Origin of the sequence: Hymenobacter oligotrophus, from assembly GCF_003574965.1 — a bacterium.
GTDB classification, from domain to species: Bacteria; Bacteroidota; Bacteroidia; order Cytophagales; family Hymenobacteraceae; genus Solirubrum; species Solirubrum oligotrophum.
The window spans coordinates 1,601,603-1,617,980 of record NZ_CP032317.1 but is presented as its reverse complement, the minus strand read 5'-3'; the positions used below and the strand labels follow the sequence as shown (position 1 = coordinate 1,617,980).

General features: G+C 62.3%; 15 protein-coding genes and 1 tRNA gene. 10 read left to right on the top strand and 6 right to left on the bottom strand.

Annotation, left to right across the window (positions count from 1 at the left end; all coding sequences use genetic code 11):
• Window positions 1-31: 31 nt before the first annotated feature.
• Both D3Y59_RS06885 and D3Y59_RS06880 read right to left on the bottom strand, forming a co-directional pair.
• Window positions 32-1,501, bottom strand: coding sequence for an O-antigen ligase family protein (locus D3Y59_RS06885; protein WP_119444383.1), 1,470 nt, complete (start codon window positions 1,499-1,501; stop codon window positions 32-34).
• On the bottom strand, window positions 1,498-2,625 hold the full coding sequence (locus D3Y59_RS06880; protein WP_119444382.1) for a GumC domain-containing protein: 1,128 nt from the start codon (window positions 2,623-2,625) through the stop codon (window positions 1,498-1,500). Before D3Y59_RS06880 ends, D3Y59_RS06885 begins: the two co-directional genes overlap by 4 nt.
• A gap of 164 nt (window positions 2,626-2,789) precedes the next feature.
• On the opposite strand from D3Y59_RS06880, the gene D3Y59_RS06875 reads away from it, so the two are divergent.
• From D3Y59_RS06875 to D3Y59_RS06865, 3 genes are all read left to right on the top strand, one after another.
• Entirely contained in the window at window positions 2,790-4,184 is a 1,395-nt protein-coding gene (locus D3Y59_RS06875) for an oligosaccharide flippase family protein (protein WP_162910610.1), read from the top strand.
• Between the two features lie 92 nt (window positions 4,185-4,276).
• Window positions 4,277-5,413, top strand: coding sequence for a glycosyltransferase family 4 protein (locus D3Y59_RS06870; protein WP_119444380.1), 1,137 nt, complete (start codon window positions 4,277-4,279; stop codon window positions 5,411-5,413).
• Between the two features lie 258 nt (window positions 5,414-5,671).
• On the top strand, window positions 5,672-6,301 hold the full coding sequence (locus D3Y59_RS06865) for a polysaccharide deacetylase family protein (RefSeq protein WP_119444379.1): 630 nt from the start codon (window positions 5,672-5,674) through the stop codon (window positions 6,299-6,301).
• A gap of 51 nt (window positions 6,302-6,352) precedes the next feature.
• Here D3Y59_RS06865 and D3Y59_RS06860 read toward each other — a convergent pair whose 3' ends face one another.
• Complete coding sequence (locus D3Y59_RS06860) at window positions 6,353-7,165, bottom strand: HAD family hydrolase (RefSeq protein ID WP_119444378.1); 813 nt, start codon at window positions 7,163-7,165, stop codon at window positions 6,353-6,355.
• A gap of 175 nt (window positions 7,166-7,340) precedes the next feature.
• Between D3Y59_RS06860 and D3Y59_RS06855 the strand changes: the two genes are divergently transcribed.
• From D3Y59_RS06855 to D3Y59_RS06835, 5 genes are all read left to right on the top strand, one after another.
• Complete coding sequence (locus D3Y59_RS06855; RefSeq protein ID WP_119444377.1) at window positions 7,341-8,456, top strand: glycosyltransferase; 1,116 nt, start codon at window positions 7,341-7,343, stop codon at window positions 8,454-8,456.
• 172 nt (window positions 8,457-8,628) lie between these two features.
• Window positions 8,629-9,396: a TatD family hydrolase gene (locus tag D3Y59_RS06850; RefSeq protein WP_240410561.1), complete on the top strand. Its 768-nt coding sequence runs from the start codon at window positions 8,629-8,631 to the stop codon at window positions 9,394-9,396.
• A gap of 4 nt (window positions 9,397-9,400) precedes the next feature.
• Window positions 9,401-10,519: an asparaginase gene (locus tag D3Y59_RS06845; protein ID WP_240410560.1), complete on the top strand. Its 1,119-nt coding sequence runs from the start codon at window positions 9,401-9,403 to the stop codon at window positions 10,517-10,519.
• A 36-nt stretch (window positions 10,520-10,555) separates the two neighbouring features.
• Window positions 10,556-10,643: transfer RNA gene (locus D3Y59_RS06840), tRNA-Ser, on the top strand.
• 174 nt (window positions 10,644-10,817) lie between these two features.
• Window positions 10,818-11,210 carry a hypothetical protein gene (locus D3Y59_RS06835; protein ID WP_162910609.1) on the top strand — a complete coding sequence of 131 codons (393 nt, stop codon included), beginning with the start codon at window positions 10,818-10,820 and terminating at the stop codon, window positions 11,208-11,210.
• Between the two features lie 75 nt (window positions 11,211-11,285).
• Here the strand turns inward: D3Y59_RS06835 and D3Y59_RS06830 are convergent, their stop codons facing one another.
• A complete protein-coding gene (locus D3Y59_RS06830; protein ID WP_119444374.1) occupies window positions 11,286-12,341 on the bottom strand; it encodes a response regulator in 1,056 nt (351 codons plus the stop codon).
• Window positions 12,319-13,932, bottom strand: coding sequence for a sensor histidine kinase (locus tag D3Y59_RS06825; protein WP_119444373.1), 1,614 nt, complete (start codon window positions 13,930-13,932; stop codon window positions 12,319-12,321). The genes D3Y59_RS06830 and D3Y59_RS06825 overlap by 23 nt, the downstream gene beginning before the upstream one ends.
• 169 nt (window positions 13,933-14,101) lie before the next feature.
• Between D3Y59_RS06825 and D3Y59_RS06820 the strand changes: the two genes are divergently transcribed.
• A complete protein-coding gene (locus D3Y59_RS06820; protein WP_162910608.1) occupies window positions 14,102-14,452 on the top strand; it encodes a thioredoxin in 351 nt (116 codons plus the stop codon).
• Window positions 14,453-14,835: 383 nt separating this feature from the next.
• The gene (locus tag D3Y59_RS06815; RefSeq protein ID WP_119444371.1) at window positions 14,836-15,594 is read left to right on the top strand and encodes a hypothetical protein; all 759 of its coding nucleotides are present in this window, start codon (window positions 14,836-14,838) and stop codon (window positions 15,592-15,594) included.
• An 83-nt stretch (window positions 15,595-15,677) separates the two neighbouring features.
• Here D3Y59_RS06815 and D3Y59_RS06810 read toward each other — a convergent pair whose 3' ends face one another.
• Window positions 15,678-15,935, bottom strand: a complete 258-nt coding sequence (locus D3Y59_RS06810) for a hypothetical protein (protein ID WP_119444370.1) — start codon at window positions 15,933-15,935, stop codon at window positions 15,678-15,680.
• Window positions 15,936-16,378 lie beyond the last annotated feature (443 nt).

Here is a 16,378-nt window from a genome sequence, read left to right as displayed (position 1 = left end):
GGCCTTTTCGTTGATGTGTAAACGTTGCAACCTAGGCAAGGTGCTCGGGGCTGCTACCCGTGCCGTTGTTCAGCCATTCCTGGCACTTCATCAGCACGGCCAAGCCGATAAAGAAAAACGAACCGATCTTATCCACTTCAATCAACTCGTTGAGCGTGAGGTGGAAAATAATAACGATCAACGATAGCGACGCCGCCAGTATTACCTGCCGCACCTCGGGCCGGGCGGCGGCGCGGTGGTATAAGTGCTCGACCAACAGCAGCGTGGCCGACAGCAGCGTAATGAACAGCAAACAGCCGGGCACGCCCTGCTCGGCTAGTTGCAGCAAGAAGTAGTTGTGGGTGGTCGAGCGCTCGGGGTTGTCCGACACGAACGTGCGGAAGCTCTTGAGCGTGTAGCGCTTGTACTCCGGGTAGAATGTGGCCGGCCCGCTGCCGGTCAGGGGCTTTTCGCTCACCATGCGGGCGGCGGCCACCCAGCGGTACACGCGCTCCATGCCCGAGAGGTCCTGCAGGTTGTAGGTAGCGGCAATGTGCTTGCCGAAGTCGTCGCCGTTGAAAATGGTTTTCTCGTAGTCGGGCGCGTACAGCATAAAGTTGTTTTGCTGCACGAAATACAGCACCCCCGCCGACACGCTCAGCAGCGCCGCCACCAGTGCCACGCGCGTGTAGCGCCAGCGCAGCACCAGGTAGTACAGCGCCGCAATCGGGATGGACATGATGGAGGCGCGCGTGTAGGAGGTAAGCAGCCCGAACACCATTACGCCCACCGCCACACGCCACAGCCAGCGCCAAACGCCCTGGGTGCTGCGCGCCGCGTACCACGCGTAGGGCAGCATCATGGCCAGTACCGTGGCGTAAATAACGTGGTTGATGTAAAAGGGCTGCAGGGCCCAGTTGATGTCGGCGAAGCTGAAGCCCTTGGTGGCGTGCCTGGGGGCCGCGTACAGCACCGTAAGGCACGCCGAGGCCGTGTGGCAAGCCGCAATGCGCCACACATCGGTGGGCGTGCGCACCAGCATCAGCGTAATCAGCAGAAACGGCCCGATGTACCAGGTTTTGGCCAGCAGGTACTTAACCGATTTGGTGGTATCAACCGAAAACAGCATCGACACCGCCGACCACAACAGCATCAGCACCAGGATGATGACGATGGGATGCGTAAGCTGCCGAGCCGTGAGGCCGCTGCGCCCCGTGAGCACCGCCACGCCCAGGCACCCAAGCAGCACCAACATCATGGGCTCGGAGGGCACGTCGAGGCTGAGGCCGCCGGGCAGCGGAATCTCGCGCGAGAAAGCCAGCGTGCACAGCAGCGTGTAGTAAATCCAGCGCCAATCGACGAGCAGCACCCCCACGCCCACGGCCAGCAGCGCCGGCGCCAAACCTAGGGGCGACTTAAAGCCCAACCCAACGGCACCGCCCAGCACTAGCAGCAGCACAAAGGCCACAAAAACGCGTTCAGCGGTATCGCGCGGGCGCAACCGCGCCAGCAGCTGCATCATAGCGTGTTGGTGAGAACGGGGTCCTCGGTGTAGGTGCGGCGGTTGGCACCTAGGTTGCGGCGGTACAGCTCGATCAGGGTAACAACGATTACCGACAGCACGAACGTAATCAGCACCGACGAGGCCACAATCAGCCAGCGCACCGGCTGCGACTTACGCGCCGCCGGAATGGCTTTTTGCACCACGTACAACGACGACACGCGGCCTTTTAGGGCCAGTTCGGCGTTTTCGAAAGCGGCTTGCGCCTGCACCAAGCGCAGCTGCAAGTCCTCGAAGCGGGCCTCCAAAGTGCTGATGGAGTCGGCACCTTGCACGTAGTTCTCTAGGTTAATCACACTGCCGCCGTCGGCTTGGGTAAGGGCGCGCAGCGAGCGGCGCAGGGCCGCGGCGCGACCGGCGTCGCCGGCGCTTTCGGCGCGGTACATATCGGCCTGCGTCTCGATAATTTCCTGCGCCAGAAAACGCGACTCGCGGTCCATGCCGTAAATGCCGAAGCGTTTGCGGGCCGTGAGCAGAGCGCCCTTGGTACGGGTGTACTCTTTGTTGAGGTAGGTGTAGCGCGTGCGGTACAAATCGAGCACGCGGCGGCGGTTTTCAAGCGTCAGCTGCTGGTTGATCGAGTCGATCATGCCCATCAGGTCGTTGGCAATGCGCGCGGCCAGCTTCTTGTCCTCATCAAGGAAAGTCAGCTCAATAGCGTCGCGCTCGTTGTGCACGATGTCGAGGTTTTCAGTAAACTCTTCCAGCGCATCCTGGTCGTCGAGCTCGTTGCCCGGCGTGCCCACGTCGTAGCGCTCGTGCAGGTTGTACTTCAGGATAATCTGCTCGGCTACCGGCTGCGAGTTGCCGATGGTGATAAGGCGGTCGAGGTCCTCGGGGCGGTTGCTGATTTCGCGCTTGTTGCCCTGCTCCGTGATAAAGCGGTCGAGGTCGGAGGTTTCGGTGTTGGTGGGGTAAACGGCGTTGGTGGGGTAGAAGATGGCCGTCGACTTATAAATATTGGGCAACAGCAGCGCTACCACCAGGCTTACCAGGGCCGCAAAGCCCACAGCCGCAAGTACCAAGCGCTTCCAACGATGAATGATTGGCCAGAGGCCGAGTAACGAATAAGTGCGTGCGGACATGCGGGTTATTGAGAGGAAGTAAGCGGCTGCGCCGGGGCAAAAGCCGTTTTCTAACAAGCAAAGCTACCACAAAAACCGGGTACGAGCGTCTTTTTGGTAGCTTTGCGGCCCACCTAAGCCATACCTGCCGCATCAAACGCTTTTTCGGAAATATCGGGTTGGCCGTGCTCCTGAACCTGCTGGTGAAGCCCGGTTGGGTAGTGCTCGAAAACGTGGTGCAAGACCGCATCGGGCACGCCGCGTTCGGCACGTTTGCGGCCCTGCTAAACTTTACGTTGGTGCTGGCCTCGGTTTCCGATTTGGGCCTGACGCAGCACACCACCAAGCGCGTGGCCGCCGAGCCCGGCTTTTTGCCCGAGTACTTCCCAACGGTGCTGCCCTTGCGCGGGGCCCTAGGAGTTGCGTTTTTGGGGGTGATGGTGGGCGGCGGCTGGCTGATGGGCTACCGCGGGCACACGCTGCTGTTGTTGGCCGCCATTGGGGTGGGGCTGTTGCTTACGCAGTACGCGCAGTTTCTGCGCGGGGCGGTGCAGGCGCACCAGCACTTCAACACCGACGCGTGGCTGTCGGTGCTCGAAAAGCTGCTGCTGTTTGGGCTGGTGCTGGCGTTGCTGCCCATCGGCATCAGCCTCGAGAACTACGTGGGCGCCCGCACCGTGGCGGCGGCCTTTACGTTTGTGCTGCTCTACGTGCTGGTAACGCGGCTGTTTGGCAAGCTGGCCTGGCGCCCCCGGCGCCGGCAGGCCGCCGAAATGCTGCGGGGCAGTCTGCCGTTTGCCCTTATTACGCTGCTCTACGGCATGAACGAACGCATCGACATGCTGATGGTGGAGCGGCTCTCGTCGGCGCAGGAGGCGGGGTACTACGCCGGTGCCTACCGCTGGGTTGATGCCGTAATGATGTACCTCTGGACGGTGCTGCCGTTGTTCTTCGCCAAGTTTGCCCATTCCCTAGGTAGCCGCGACGAGCAAAAGCAGCTGCTGTGGTTTGGGCAGCGCGTAGCCGCTGTGCCGCTGCTGTTCGTGTGCGCGTTTGTTCTGTTTCGGGGCGAGCTGCTGTTTTTTCAGTTTCAGAACAGCAGCTTCGAGGAGGTACAGCGCATGACGTGGTGCGCCAAGCTGCTCTTTCTGAACGTGCTGGTGCACGCCTTTTTTGCCATATACAGCACCTTGCTCACCAGCACCAATTTTGAGCGACCGGTAAGCTGGCTCGTGGCCGGCAGCATCGGCCTCAACATCGGGCTCAACTTTGTGCTGCTGCCTAGGTACGGGGCCGTGGCGGGGGCGCTGAACACGCTGATTTGCGCGGTGGCGGTTTCGGCGGGCTACCTGTGGCTGGTGCAGTACCGGGCCAACATTGCCGTGCCCTGGAGCTTGCTGGGCCGCTTGCTGGCCGTGTTTGCGGGTCTGTGCGCGGGGTGGTACGCGCTGCAAACCTGGGCGGCGCTGCCGTGGCTGGCCGAAAGCGTAGTGGCCGGACTAATGTTCGTGGCGTTGCTGTTTGCCGCCGGCGTGGTGCGGGTGGCTGAGCTGCGCGGCCTCCTGAAACCTAGGGGCTGATGCGCAACCAGTTCAGCCCGCAACGGGGGCAGCAGTCAGCCCAGGCGGGCACTGTCAATTATATTTCAGCACTTTAGCCAACGCGCCTTAACTTGGATATTGCCGTAAACACCCGTTTTCTGCTGCCCGGCAACGCGCTCGAAGGCATTGGCCGGTTTACGTACGAAACGCTGCGCTACCTCGTGGCCCAGCATCCCGAGCACACGTTTCATTTCCTCTTCGATCGGGCTTTCGACCCGCGCTACGTGTTTGGGTCCAACGTGGTGCCGCACGTGCTGTACCCGCCGGCGCGCCACCCGTTTTTGTTTGTGGCCTGGTTTGAGGGGGCGGTGGCGGCCTGGCTGCGGCGGCACCGCCCCGCAGTTTTTCTCAGCCCCGACGGCTTTACCACCCTTAATACCTCGGTGCCGCGCCTCACGGTGGTGCACGATCTGGCCTTCGAGCACTACCCGCAGGATATAGGCTGGCTGGTGCGCAAATACTACCACTACTTCACGCCGCGCTACGTGCGCGCTTCGCGCCGCATTGTGGCCGTGTCGGAAGCCACCAAGCAGGATTTGGTACGCACCTACGGCACCGAGGCCGCCAAAATCGACGTGGTGTACAATGCGGCCGATGCCCACTTTCGTCCGCTGCCGGCCGCCGAGCAAGCGGCCGTGCGGCAGCAATTCAGCGGGGGGCGGCCCTACATCTTGTTTGTGGGGGCGCTGCAGCCGCGCAAAAACCTCGTGAACCTGCTGCGCGCCTTCGACCAGTTCAAGCAGCAAACCCACTCCGAAACGCAGCTGCTGGTAGTTGGCCGCAAAGCCTGGAAAGCGGGCCCCATCCTCGATGCCTACCAGCAGATGCAGCACCAGCAGGCAGTGCACCTCACGGGCCGCGTGGCCGACGAAGAGCTGGTGCAGCTGTATGCTGCGGCCCGCGCCTGCGCCTACGTGCCGTATTTCGAGGGCTTCGGCATCCCGATTGTGGAGGCGCAGCAAAGCGGTTGCCCGGTACTTACCTCCAACCGCAGCTCCATGCCTGAGGTTGCCGGCCCCGGCGGCGCACTGCTCGCCGATCCGTTTTCGGTGCAAGAGCTGGCCCAAGCACTAATTCAACTCGATTCGGACGACGCCCTCCGCCAACAACTGGTGCAGCAAGGCTTGCAAAACGCCAAACGCTTTGACTGGCAGGAAAGCGCCCGCCGGCTCTGGCAAGCAGTTGAGGCCACGGTAGATGCTCAGTGAGTGGTTGTAATAAGCTAGTTTACTAAAAAAGTAAACTAGCTTACGGTACTACAAATGGCTGACAGTCGGTTGGTTATCGGTGCTGAAATTAGCGAGCGGGCACTGTATGGCCTGTGCCAAATGAGTAGGTCAAGCCCTAGCTGCGCTAGGTGCTGCCCGATCCAACGCAGTCCGGCACCTAGGCGCAAGCACAGCCACTGAGCCCCACCGACAAGCGCCGCTGCTTACTTTTGCAGGCTCCACCACCTTTGCTTGCCCATGCGTTTGCACCGTTTGCCCGAAGTCATGCAGCGCTGGCTGCCCGGCGCTATCTGGCAAGGGCCAACTGCCGCCGAGCCCACCGTGTACCTCACGTTCGACGACGGCCCCATACCCGAAGAAACGCCTTGGGTACTCGAGCAACTGGCTGCTTTTGAGGCCAAAGCGGTGTTTTTTTGCGTGGGCGACAACGTGGAGCGTCATCCCGCAGTGGCGCGGCAAGTGCTGGCCGCCGGCCACCGATTGGGCAACCACACCCACCACCACATCAGCGGCTGGTCGAACTCGCAGGCGACGTACCTGGCCGAGGTGGCCCGGTGCCAGCAGGCTATTGAGGCGCTGCAACCCAGCGGCCCGAAGTTGTTTCGGCCGCCGTACGGTCGCATCACGCCGGCCCTGAACCGCGCGCTGCAGCCCGCCTACCGCATCATCATGTGGGACGTGCTCACATGCGATTACGACCGCGGCTACGAGCCCGAGCGCTGCCTGCGCGACTCGTTGCGCCTTACGCGGCCGGGCTCGGTGGTAGTGTTTCACGATAGCCTGAAAGCCAGCCGCAACCTGCGCTATGTGCTGCCCCGTTACCTGGCCGAGCTGGCCGGGCAGGGCTACCGGTTTGGGCTGCTGTAGCGGCCCTAGGTGCCGAGCAGTGCGCAAGCGGGCAAGAGCAAGGCCGCCTGCCTAGGTGGTGCGAAGCGAAGCCACCACCTGCTCGAGCACCGCTGCCACGCCAAACTCATCGTTGCTGGCGGCGAGGTAGCGGGCCGCTTGCTTTACCTGGGGGTGCGCATTGGCCATGGCGTAGCTGAACTGGGCGTACTGCATCATGTCGAGGTCGTTCAGGTAATCGCCAAACGCCATGGTTTGCGCCGGCCCGATGCCGTATTGCTGCTGCAACGCGGCCAGGGCGCGGCCTTTGCTGGCGAGGCCGTGGGCAATATCAAGCCAATGCATGCCCGAAACCATTACCTGCAGCTCGCCCTGCAAGTGTGCAAAGTGCGGCAGCAGGTGCGTTTCGGCGCCTCGTTCGTCTAACAAAGCAATTTTCAGAAACTCGTCGTGGGTTACCTGCAGCAGATCGGGCACCACCGCCACGGCGTCGTAGAACGGGCGTATGCGGGCCAAAAAATCGTCGGTGCCACAATCGACATACGCACTGCGCTTGCCGCACAGCACTGCCTGCACGCCGGGCAGCCGACGGGCTAGGTGCAGCACATCGGCCACGGCTGCCAGCGGCAGGGCCTGCACCAGCAGCTGCTTACCCCGCCACACCACGTAGCTGCCGTTTTCGGCCACAAACACCACGTGCTCGGCAATGCGGGCGAAACGGCTGCGCAGGTTGTGGTACTGCCGCCCGCTGGCCACGGCAAACACCACATTGTTGGCTTGCAGCTGTTCGAACAAGGAGTAGAAGTTGGGGCTAAGCTCGTGGCGGGAGTTGAGCAGGGTGCCGTCGACGTCGGTGGCAATAAGCCGGATGTCAGCAAAAGACATGAGCGCGGGGGTAAGGGCCGGCAAAGAAACAACACATTAGGCGCCGAGCAGGCTCAGGCAGGGGGTGGGGGCTTGGCCCAAAGTACCGGGCCGAGCTGACGCCGTGCTGGGGTATCGGCCTATCTTTGCCTGCCCGGCCGGGCGGTTTTTGCCCAGGTCGGTGCATTGTTTGTGTATGGTGCTGGCTCATCAGCTGCTGCTCGGTTACTTGATTTTGTGGTTTGGCATTTTGCTCAGCTCGTGGTGGCTGTTTGCGCGTCGGCGCCCACCTAGGCCGCAGCCCTTGCCGCAGCCGATGCCCCGCGTTAGCATCCTGATAGCCGCGCGCAACGAGGAGCAGGCTATTGGTCGGTGCCTGAGCAGCATCAGGCAACTGGCGTACCCGCACGAGCAGCTGGAAGTGCTCCTCGGCGACGACGGCAGCACAGACGCCACCGCAGCCGTTGCCGAGGCTACCATGCAGGGCTTTGCGGGCACGTTCCGGATTACCCGCATCGAAGAGCACCTGGGCTCGGCGCGCGGCAAGGCCAACGTGCTGGCCCACTTGGCCCGCCAAGCCACCAGCGAGTTTTTCCTCATTACCGACGCCGACATTGCCGTGCCGCCCACGTGGGTGCAGGGTTTGCTGGCGTATTGGCAGCCGGGCATGGCCACCATCACCGGCCTCACGGTGGTGCGCGGCCCTAGGTTGTTCGATCGGCTGCAAGGCCTCGATTGGCTGATGTCTTTGTCGCTGGTGCAAATGGTATCCGACCGCGGCCAACCCGTAACGGCCATGGGCAACAACATGCTCATTACCCGCGAGGCCTACCTGGCTACCGGCGGCTACGAGAATCTGCCCTTTTCGGTAACCGAAGACTACGAGTTGTTTCAGGCCATTCTGCGCCGCGGCTTTGGGTGGCTGAACGTGTACGACCCGCTGGTGCTGGCCGAGTCGCTGCCCATAGCCACGTGGAGCAAGCTGATGCACCAGCGCCGCCGCTGGATGCGCGGCGTGGAGCAACTACCCTTGGGCATTCGGGTCGGGCTGCTGCTGTACGCGGGCTTTTACCCGGCCTTGTTGCTGGCCGCGTGGTGGTGGGGCTTGTTGGTGGCCCTAGGTGTGTTGGGCGCTAAAATGCTGGCACAGGGCTTATTGGCTACCAGTGCGTTTCGCAAGGCCGGCCTGAAGCCACCTTTGCACTTGCTTCCTTTCTTCGAGCTATATACAGTAGGCGTAACGGCCGGCATGACGTGGTTTCGCCTCAGCCGCAAACCTTTCGACTGGAAAGGACGGATGTACAAGGAGTAATTGGTTGACAGGTAAAACGTAATACGGAACAGCCGATGGGGGCGGGCCACTGGCGCGCGTCTCAGCCCGCCACGACAAGATGGTGCCGCCCTTAAGCACAAGCCTGCGTAGCTTTGCCGGCAACGGCCATCGTACACCGCAGCCGTGCCGTTTGCTAAATCTGCCTCAACCCGTGATTCTTACCGATTCCCACGCCCACATTTACGCCGAGCAGTTTAAGGAGGACCGCGACGAGGCCCTCGACCGCGCCTACGCCGCCGGGATAAGCACCATTCTCATGCCCAACATCGACCACACCAGCATCGATGCCATGCTTGAGACCGAAGCGCGCCACCCGCAGCACTGCTTTGCCATGATGGGCCTGCACCCGTGCCACGTGCACAAAGGTTTTGAGCGCGAGCTGTACCAGGTAGAGGATTGGCTGAACAAGCGCCCGTTTGCGGCAGTAGGGGAGTGCGGTGTCGATTTGTATTGGGATAAAACCACCCTAGGTTGGCAGCAAGAGGCCCTGCGCGTGCAGCTCGACCTAGCCAAGAAGCACAAACTGCCCATTGTGCTGCACACCCGCGACGCTTTCACTGAAACGGCCGAGCTGGTAGAGCAGGCTCAGGACGGCACGCTGCGCGGTGTATATCATTGCTTTTCGGGCACGAAGGAAGAGGCCGAACGCGCCATCAAGCTCGGGTTCAAGCTGGGCATAGGCGGCGTAGCTACCTTTAAAAATGGAGGCCTCGACCAAGTACTTCCGCACCTGGGGCTCGAGCACCTGCTGCTCGAAACCGATTGCCCGTACCTGGCCCCGGCGCCGCACCGCGGCAAGCGCAACGAGCCCAGCTATTTGCCTTTGGTAGCCAAGCGCGTAGCCGAGCTGATGAAAAAGGACGTGGAAGAAGTGGCCGAGGCCACCACCCACACCGCCCGCGAACTGTTTAACCTATAGCACCGTGGCCGAGCAAGTTCTTCAGCCCAGCGTGATAGTGGATGTGGAGCCCGCTACCGGGCAGCAGCCCGTGGCCTCGGTGCTGGTGATTTATACCGGCGGCACCGTAGGCATGTCGGTAAACCGGCGCGGCGAGCTGGTGCCCATGAAGTTTGCCCAGATTCAGAAGAAAATGCCCGAGCTGCGCCAATTGGGCATGCGCGTATCGGTGCTGAGCTTACCCGAGCCCATCGACTCGAGCAACGTAACACCCGCCGAGTGGCTGCAGCTGGCGGCCATTCTGGAGGAGCACTACCCGCACTACGACGGCTTTGTGGTGCTGCACGGCACCGATACCATGGCCTACTCAGCTGCCGCCCTCAGCTACCTGCTCGAGAACCTAGGCAAACCGGTGGTGTTTACGGGGGCGCAGGTGCCGGTGGGCCGCATCCGCACCGATGCCCGCCGCAACCTGGTTACGGCCCTCGAAATTGCTGCCGCCCGCCACCCCCGCGCCGGTACCGTGCGCGTGCCCGAGGTGTGCGTGTTTTTCAACGATGTGCTGATTCGCGGCACCCGCGCCAAAAAGGTGGAAAGCCAGCACTACTCGGCTTTCAAAAGCGAAAACCTGCCGCCCTTGGCCCGCGCCGGCATCGAGCTGGAGTTCAACGACAACCTCGTGCGCCTGTTGCCCAGCAGCCCCTTGCGCGTGCACCAGCACCTCGACGACCGCGTGGCCGTGCTCAAGCTTTTTCCGGGCATCACCGAGCGCATGGTGCGCGCCATCCTAAGTGCCCCCGACCTGCGCGGCTGCGTTCTCGAAACCTACGGCTCGGGCAACGCGCCCACCGCGCCGTGGTTTTTGCAGTGCCTGCGCGATGCTCACGCCCGCGGCGTACACGTGCTCAACGTGAGCCAATGCGAAGAAGGCCGCGTAATACAGGGCCGCTACGAAACCAGCGCCCACCTCACCGATCTAGGCGTAATTGGCGGCGAAGACATTACCACTGAGGCCGCTATCACCAAACTCATGTTCGTGCTGGGCTTGGGCCTTGATGTAGTTGCCACCCGCAATTTGCTGATGCAAGACCTGCGCGGCGAAATCTCCGCGAGCCAACCTACGCACGGCGGGTTGCGTTTCTGAGAAAAGCCGCGTTACTTTGCGCAGCTTTCCGCATTCAGAGAGGTGTCCGAGTGGTCGAAGGAGCACGCCTGGAAAGTGTGTATGGCCCAAAAGGTCATCGTGGGTTCGAATCCCATCCTCTCTGCAACAAAGCCCGTTCCTAGGTCAGGAACGGGCTTTTTTTTTGCTGCGGTCAGGCCGCAATGGTAGCACAAGCGTAACCGTGGGGTGAATTCGGGAAAACAGGCCGTGCCGACCTTTGCCGCCAACAAAGCCGGATACACAACCCCGGCCATGGCAAACCAAACCCGGAAAACCCATGAAAGCGTATCTGCAAACTCCCATTCGGTTGCTGATGCTTGGCGGCATTTTGTGCCTAGGTGCTCGCGCCAAAGCAAACTGGCCGCAGCCCGGCGAGGCCCAACCCGTGCACGTAGAGCAAGTAAGCGCGGGCGTGTACGTGGTGCGCGTAAGCAACCCCGCGCAGCAAACCGGCCGCCTGCAACTTGTGCGCCTCCCCGATGGGGTAGTGCTCTATGAAAGCAGCAGCCGCAAACCGGCTTTCGGCAGCAAGCTTAACTTGCAGGAGTTGCCCAATGGCAACTACGCCTTGGTAGTGCAGCTCGGCAAAGAGCAACGCCGCTACCCGATGCAGATCAGCAGCACGGAGCAGCGCCAAATTGCGCTCGACCTGGCCAGCACGCTCCAGTAAGCACGCCGGCCTAGGTGCTCAAGGCCCGGCTACACACAAAGGGGCCGCCCACCTGGGCGGCCCCTTTGTACTAGGTTACCAATTGGAGCGGCGCAGCTTATCGGGCTGCAGCACCCGGATGGTTTTGTTCGTTAGCTCAATCAGGCCATCGTGCTTGAACTCGCTGAGCGTGCGGATGAGCGACTCGGGCGCGGTGCCCACTACAGCGGCCATGTCGTCGCGCGAGAGTTGGATGACGGCGGCGCCCTCGGCGGCGGGCTGCTCGTGCATGCGCAGCAGCACATCGGCCACGCGGCGCCGGATGCTGTTGTAGGCCATGCCCAGCAGTTGCTGCTCCCGCTCGTTTACGCGGCCCGCCAGCAGGCGAATAAACTGCTGGCCCACCTCGGGGTTGCGCAGGAGCAACTGCGTAAAGTCGTCTTTGGGGATGTATACCAGCTCCGAATCATCGACGGCCACGGCCGAGTCGCCGTGCTTGGTTTGCTCGAGCAAGGCCATATAGCCAAAAAACTCGCCCGCGTTGTAAAGGCCCGTAATCAGCTCCTTGCCGCCGGCGGTGGTTTTCACGGTTTTCACGCGGCCCGCTTTCACGAAGTACAAGCGCGTGGGCTCGTCGCCTTCGGAGTAGATTTCCTGCTTTTTGCGCACGGTGTGCACCTTGCGGTCGGCCGACAAGCTTTCGAGGTTGCCTACGGCGCGGGCGTCGTCCAGAAACTCGTTCAGGCCGCTTTCGCTCTGCAGGTCGTACTCGGGCTTGAGGTGTTTGAAGCGGTTGAGGCGGCCGGTTACGGCGCTCAGCAGCTCGGCCTCGTCGAAGGGCTTGGTGAGGTAGTCGTCGGCGCCCAGCTCCATGCCCTTGCGCATGTCGGAGCGCTCGGTTTTGGCCGTCAGGAAGATAAACGGAATGCCGGCCAGCTGCGGGTTCTGGTTGAAGATGTTGAGCACGCCGTAGCCATCGAGCACGGGCATCATGATGTCGCAGATGACCAAGTCGGGGCGCGATGCCAGTGCCTTTTCCACCCCAATTTTGCCGTTTTCGGCCGTGAGCACGTGGTAGCCGGCCAGTTCCAGAATTTCGGCGGTGTTCTCACGAATGAGGTCGTTGTCCTCAATCAGCAGGATGGTTTTCATAGGGAATGGTGATGGTAACGGTGGTGCCCACGTTCAGCTCGCTTTGCAGCTCAATACGGCCACCCATGAGCTCCAAGTATTTGCCGATAATGTACAGACCTAGGCCCGTACCCGGCACGTTGGTAACGTTGCGGGCCCGGAAAAACCGCTCGAACAAGTGCTCCTGGTCTTCGCGCGAAATGCCCATGCCTTGGTCTTGCACCTGCAGCAGCAGGCGCTGGCCGTTGCAATCGGCGTGCACGCGCACCACGGAGTTTTCGCCCGAGTACTTGATGGCGTTGGAGAGGAGGTTGACGAGGATTTTGCGCAGCAAAGAGGGGTCGAGGCGCACCGGGCCCGAGCACTGCACGGTTTCGGCAATGGTTTGGCCCGCCTTGAGCATGCCGTGTACGTCGGCCACGGTTTCGTGCAGCAGGGTGGCAATGTCGAGGCTCACGGGGCGGGCCTCGATTTTGCCCTCCTCAATTTTGCCCACCGACAGGAACTCCTCGAGAATGTCGTTGAGGTGGTTTACCGAGGCCCGAATGCGGTGCAGGTGCTTCAAGCGCTTGTCCTGCTGGTCGCCGCCGGGGTACTTCTCGATGAGCGTGGCCGAGGTGAGCACCGCCGTGAGCGGCGTGCGGAACTCGTGCGAGGCCATCGACACGAAGCGCGACTTCAACTCGCCCAGCTCCTGCTCGGCGGCCAGGGCCTGCGCCAGCTCCTCGGAGCGTTGCTCCAGCTGCTCCAGCGTGCTGAGCAGGGCGTGGGTGCGGTCGGCTACCTTTTGCTCCAGCTCGGCGTTGAGGCGCTCCACGCGCTGGCGCTGGGCCACCAACTCGCGCTCGGCCTCTTTTTTATAAGTAATGTCGATAATGTACGACACGACATACAGCTCGTCGTCGAGGTTGAAGTAGCTGAGGCTGACTTCTACCGGAAACACCGAGCCGTCTTTGCGCTGGGCTTCTAGGTCGCCGCGGTGGGCGCCCATGGCCCGCACCGAGGGGTGCGCGTTAAACGACTTGCGCAGCGACTCGTGGTGGCCGCTGATGGCGCTGGGCACCAGCATTTCGATGCGCTGGCCGAGCAGCTCGCCGGGTACGTAGCCGAATTGCTGCTCCGATAGGCGGTTGGCCGATACGATGGTGCCGCTTCGGTCGCACATAATAATGCCGATGGTGGCGTTGGCCACCACCGCCTCGAAGCGCCTGACGCTTTGCGCCAGCTCGCGCTCGGCCTGCTGCAGGCGGCCCTGCTCGCTTAACCGCACCAGGCAATACGGGTGGCCGTCCGAATCGAAACGGGTAACCTCGAGCAAGCCGCGGCAGGCCGCGCCGGAGGAGCGCGACGGGTCGATTTCTACTTCGAGCGGGCCGTTTTGCTGCGCCTCTTGCAGCACCATGGGCCAATTGGCACCGGGCGGCAGCGCCAGGGGCAGCGCCTCGGGCGTACGCTGCAAAAACTCCTGCTCGGAGGCAAAGCCCAGCAGCCGGGCGCCGGCCTCGTTGGCGCGGATGAATTTGCCTTGCGCCGCATCGTAAATACCAATAAACTCCTGCGCCTGGTTGATGAGCAGGTCGGTTAGGGCACTGGTGTAGGGGTTGTTGGGCATGGGCCGAAAATAAGGCAGCTGCGTGCGGGGAGCTGCCTGAACACTAGAGTACGAAGGTTTGCCGCAAAATTGCCGAACTGACCCTTGTCAACCGCAAAGCATGACGAATGTCATAGCAAGGATATGGCGGAAAACCCAATTTTACTTCCGCAATATTACCTAACCAGCAATGACCATCTCCTCATCCAAATCGATGCCACCGCCCACCGATGCGGCGGTATTGCTGGTGCTGCTGCCGGTGGTTAACGCGCATGGCAAGCAGCACCACGTTTCGCTACAGGCTTCGCTCGATATGTTGCAGGGGCAGCTGGGCTCGGCCATTCGGGTTCTGAAGATTGACGAAGTAAGCCACCCCACGGTGGTGCGCAGCTTTCATGCGGCCGAGTTGCCCTCGTGCGTGCTGGTGCGCCGCGGCGTGGAGCTGTGGCGCCAGCAAGGCCTGCCCGATGGCGACGGCGTGGCCGATGTGCTGCTCAGTAAGCTGACCACCGCCTCGCTCGAGGCGCAGCCCGTGCTGTAGCAACTAGCTGCGCCCTAGGTGGCGGCCCCACTGCCGGCGCGCGGCAGCCGAGGGCCAACACAACGCGGAGGCCGTTGGTGCCCGGACGAAGAGCCGATGCGCCAGCGGCCTTCGCGCGTTGTGTTGCCCGGGCAAGCTCTTGGCCAGCCCAACGCCTGGCCGCACCTAGGGCCGGCGGCCAGCACGCACTGAGCATTGGCGCGTGCTGGAAGAGACCTTTATGGGCCAGCACTACAGCCGAGTTAGTGGACGATGTGCGGTGCAATAAATTGGTAGTAAGGAAGATGCGCGGCGCAGGCAGCGCGGGTGGTTGCTAGCACCGATGTGTAACATTGCGGCCTGCGCAGCGGTAAAAAAGGAATCTGACCAACGCCCCAAACGCCATGACCTACTATTCGGATTACCTTTTCGACGAACCGCGCAACCAAGACAACCGCCCCCGCGAAGGCCGCTCCGACCAGCGCTACCCCCGCGACAACCGACAAGGCGCTGGCCGCTCAGACCAAGACGATGATTATGACCGCGGCTTTAGCCGGCGCGGCGGAACTTCGGATACCTCGTCGGGTGGGGCGGCGGGCCGCCGCAACGGCTTGGGGCCGGGCTACCAACCCAACGAAATGGGCGAGCAGTACGACGGACGCCGCCGCGACATTGGCCGCCCCAACGAGCAGCCACGCCGTCGCAACAACAACGACGCCGACGATTACCCGCGCCCGCGCCAACAGTACAACGACAACTACGGCCGCGGCGCGGCCCTAGGTGGCTCGGGCTACGGCAGCTCGGAATACAGCGGCGCCAACCGCGGCTACGGCCAGGGTTTTGCCGGCTTCAACGGCGACCTAGACCGCGGCTACGACGAAAGCGGCATCAGGGGTGGTTTGGGCAGCGGCGGCCGCGATAGTTTTTCGGACCGCAATTTCGACGTCGACCGCAACCCCTTCAGGGGTGGCTACGGCGGCGGCGACTACGACCAGGGCGGCCGCAACCAAACCGATACCCGCCACATGAACATCGGTATGAACAGCCGCGGCCCCGGTCGCGAGCCGTACGGCCGCCCGCAGCCGCCCCGCGCCGATTTCCATGACCGTTACGACCGCCGCGACCCAAACCGGGAGTACCGCCGCTACGACAACGAACAGTAAGCCACTGGCGCGGCCCCACGGCAAACAGCGCGGGCCCGGAGCAATTGCTCCGGGCCCGCGCTGTTTGCCGTGGGGCCGTAGTGTTAGCCGGGTTGGGCGGTGCAGGCCTCCAGCCGGAAGCCGTTGCCCTCGAGGGCCTGCCGTATGCCTTCGGGGCCGGGGTTGGTGCCTTGGGCCACGGCCACTTCGGCCTGCCCAATCCCAACTTGGTCGACCAGCAAACCCAGGCCGGCGAGCAACTCGCGCACGCGGCCAATGCTGTCGTTGTCGGGCATGTTGCCGATTTGCAGCACGTAGCGGATAAGCTGCGTGGGGGAAGGGGCGGGGGTATCGGGTGGCATATGCGTAGCGGTTGGTTTCAGAAGAACGTACGCAAGCGCGCCGCCGACGATGCTACTGACGAGCGGAAACTTGCCCCGGCCGTTGCAACGAGCAAGCCGTAGCACGCTACGCCAAGCCCTAAGGGCTGAGGCCGGGCCAGATATTCGGTGGTGGTAGGCAGATTCTCAGGTTTACGTTGAGAGTAAAGCCGGGCCGCGTCCGCGTCCGTATTTGTTCAGCTTGAAAAACCGTACTTACCCCCGTAACCCAACGGTGCATTGCTGCGAAAGAGGGTTAAACAGCTGTCTGTTTCCGGGTTGTTGTCATTTTTCGGGGTGCCGGGTTGCCCAAGGCCCAAGCCGTTGCCACAACGGTGGTACCAAAGCTGGCCAAGCATAGCTGCTTAAGGCCGCCGGTCGCACGCCAGCGCAACCGCACTGATGAAACTTTGACAATAATGTAT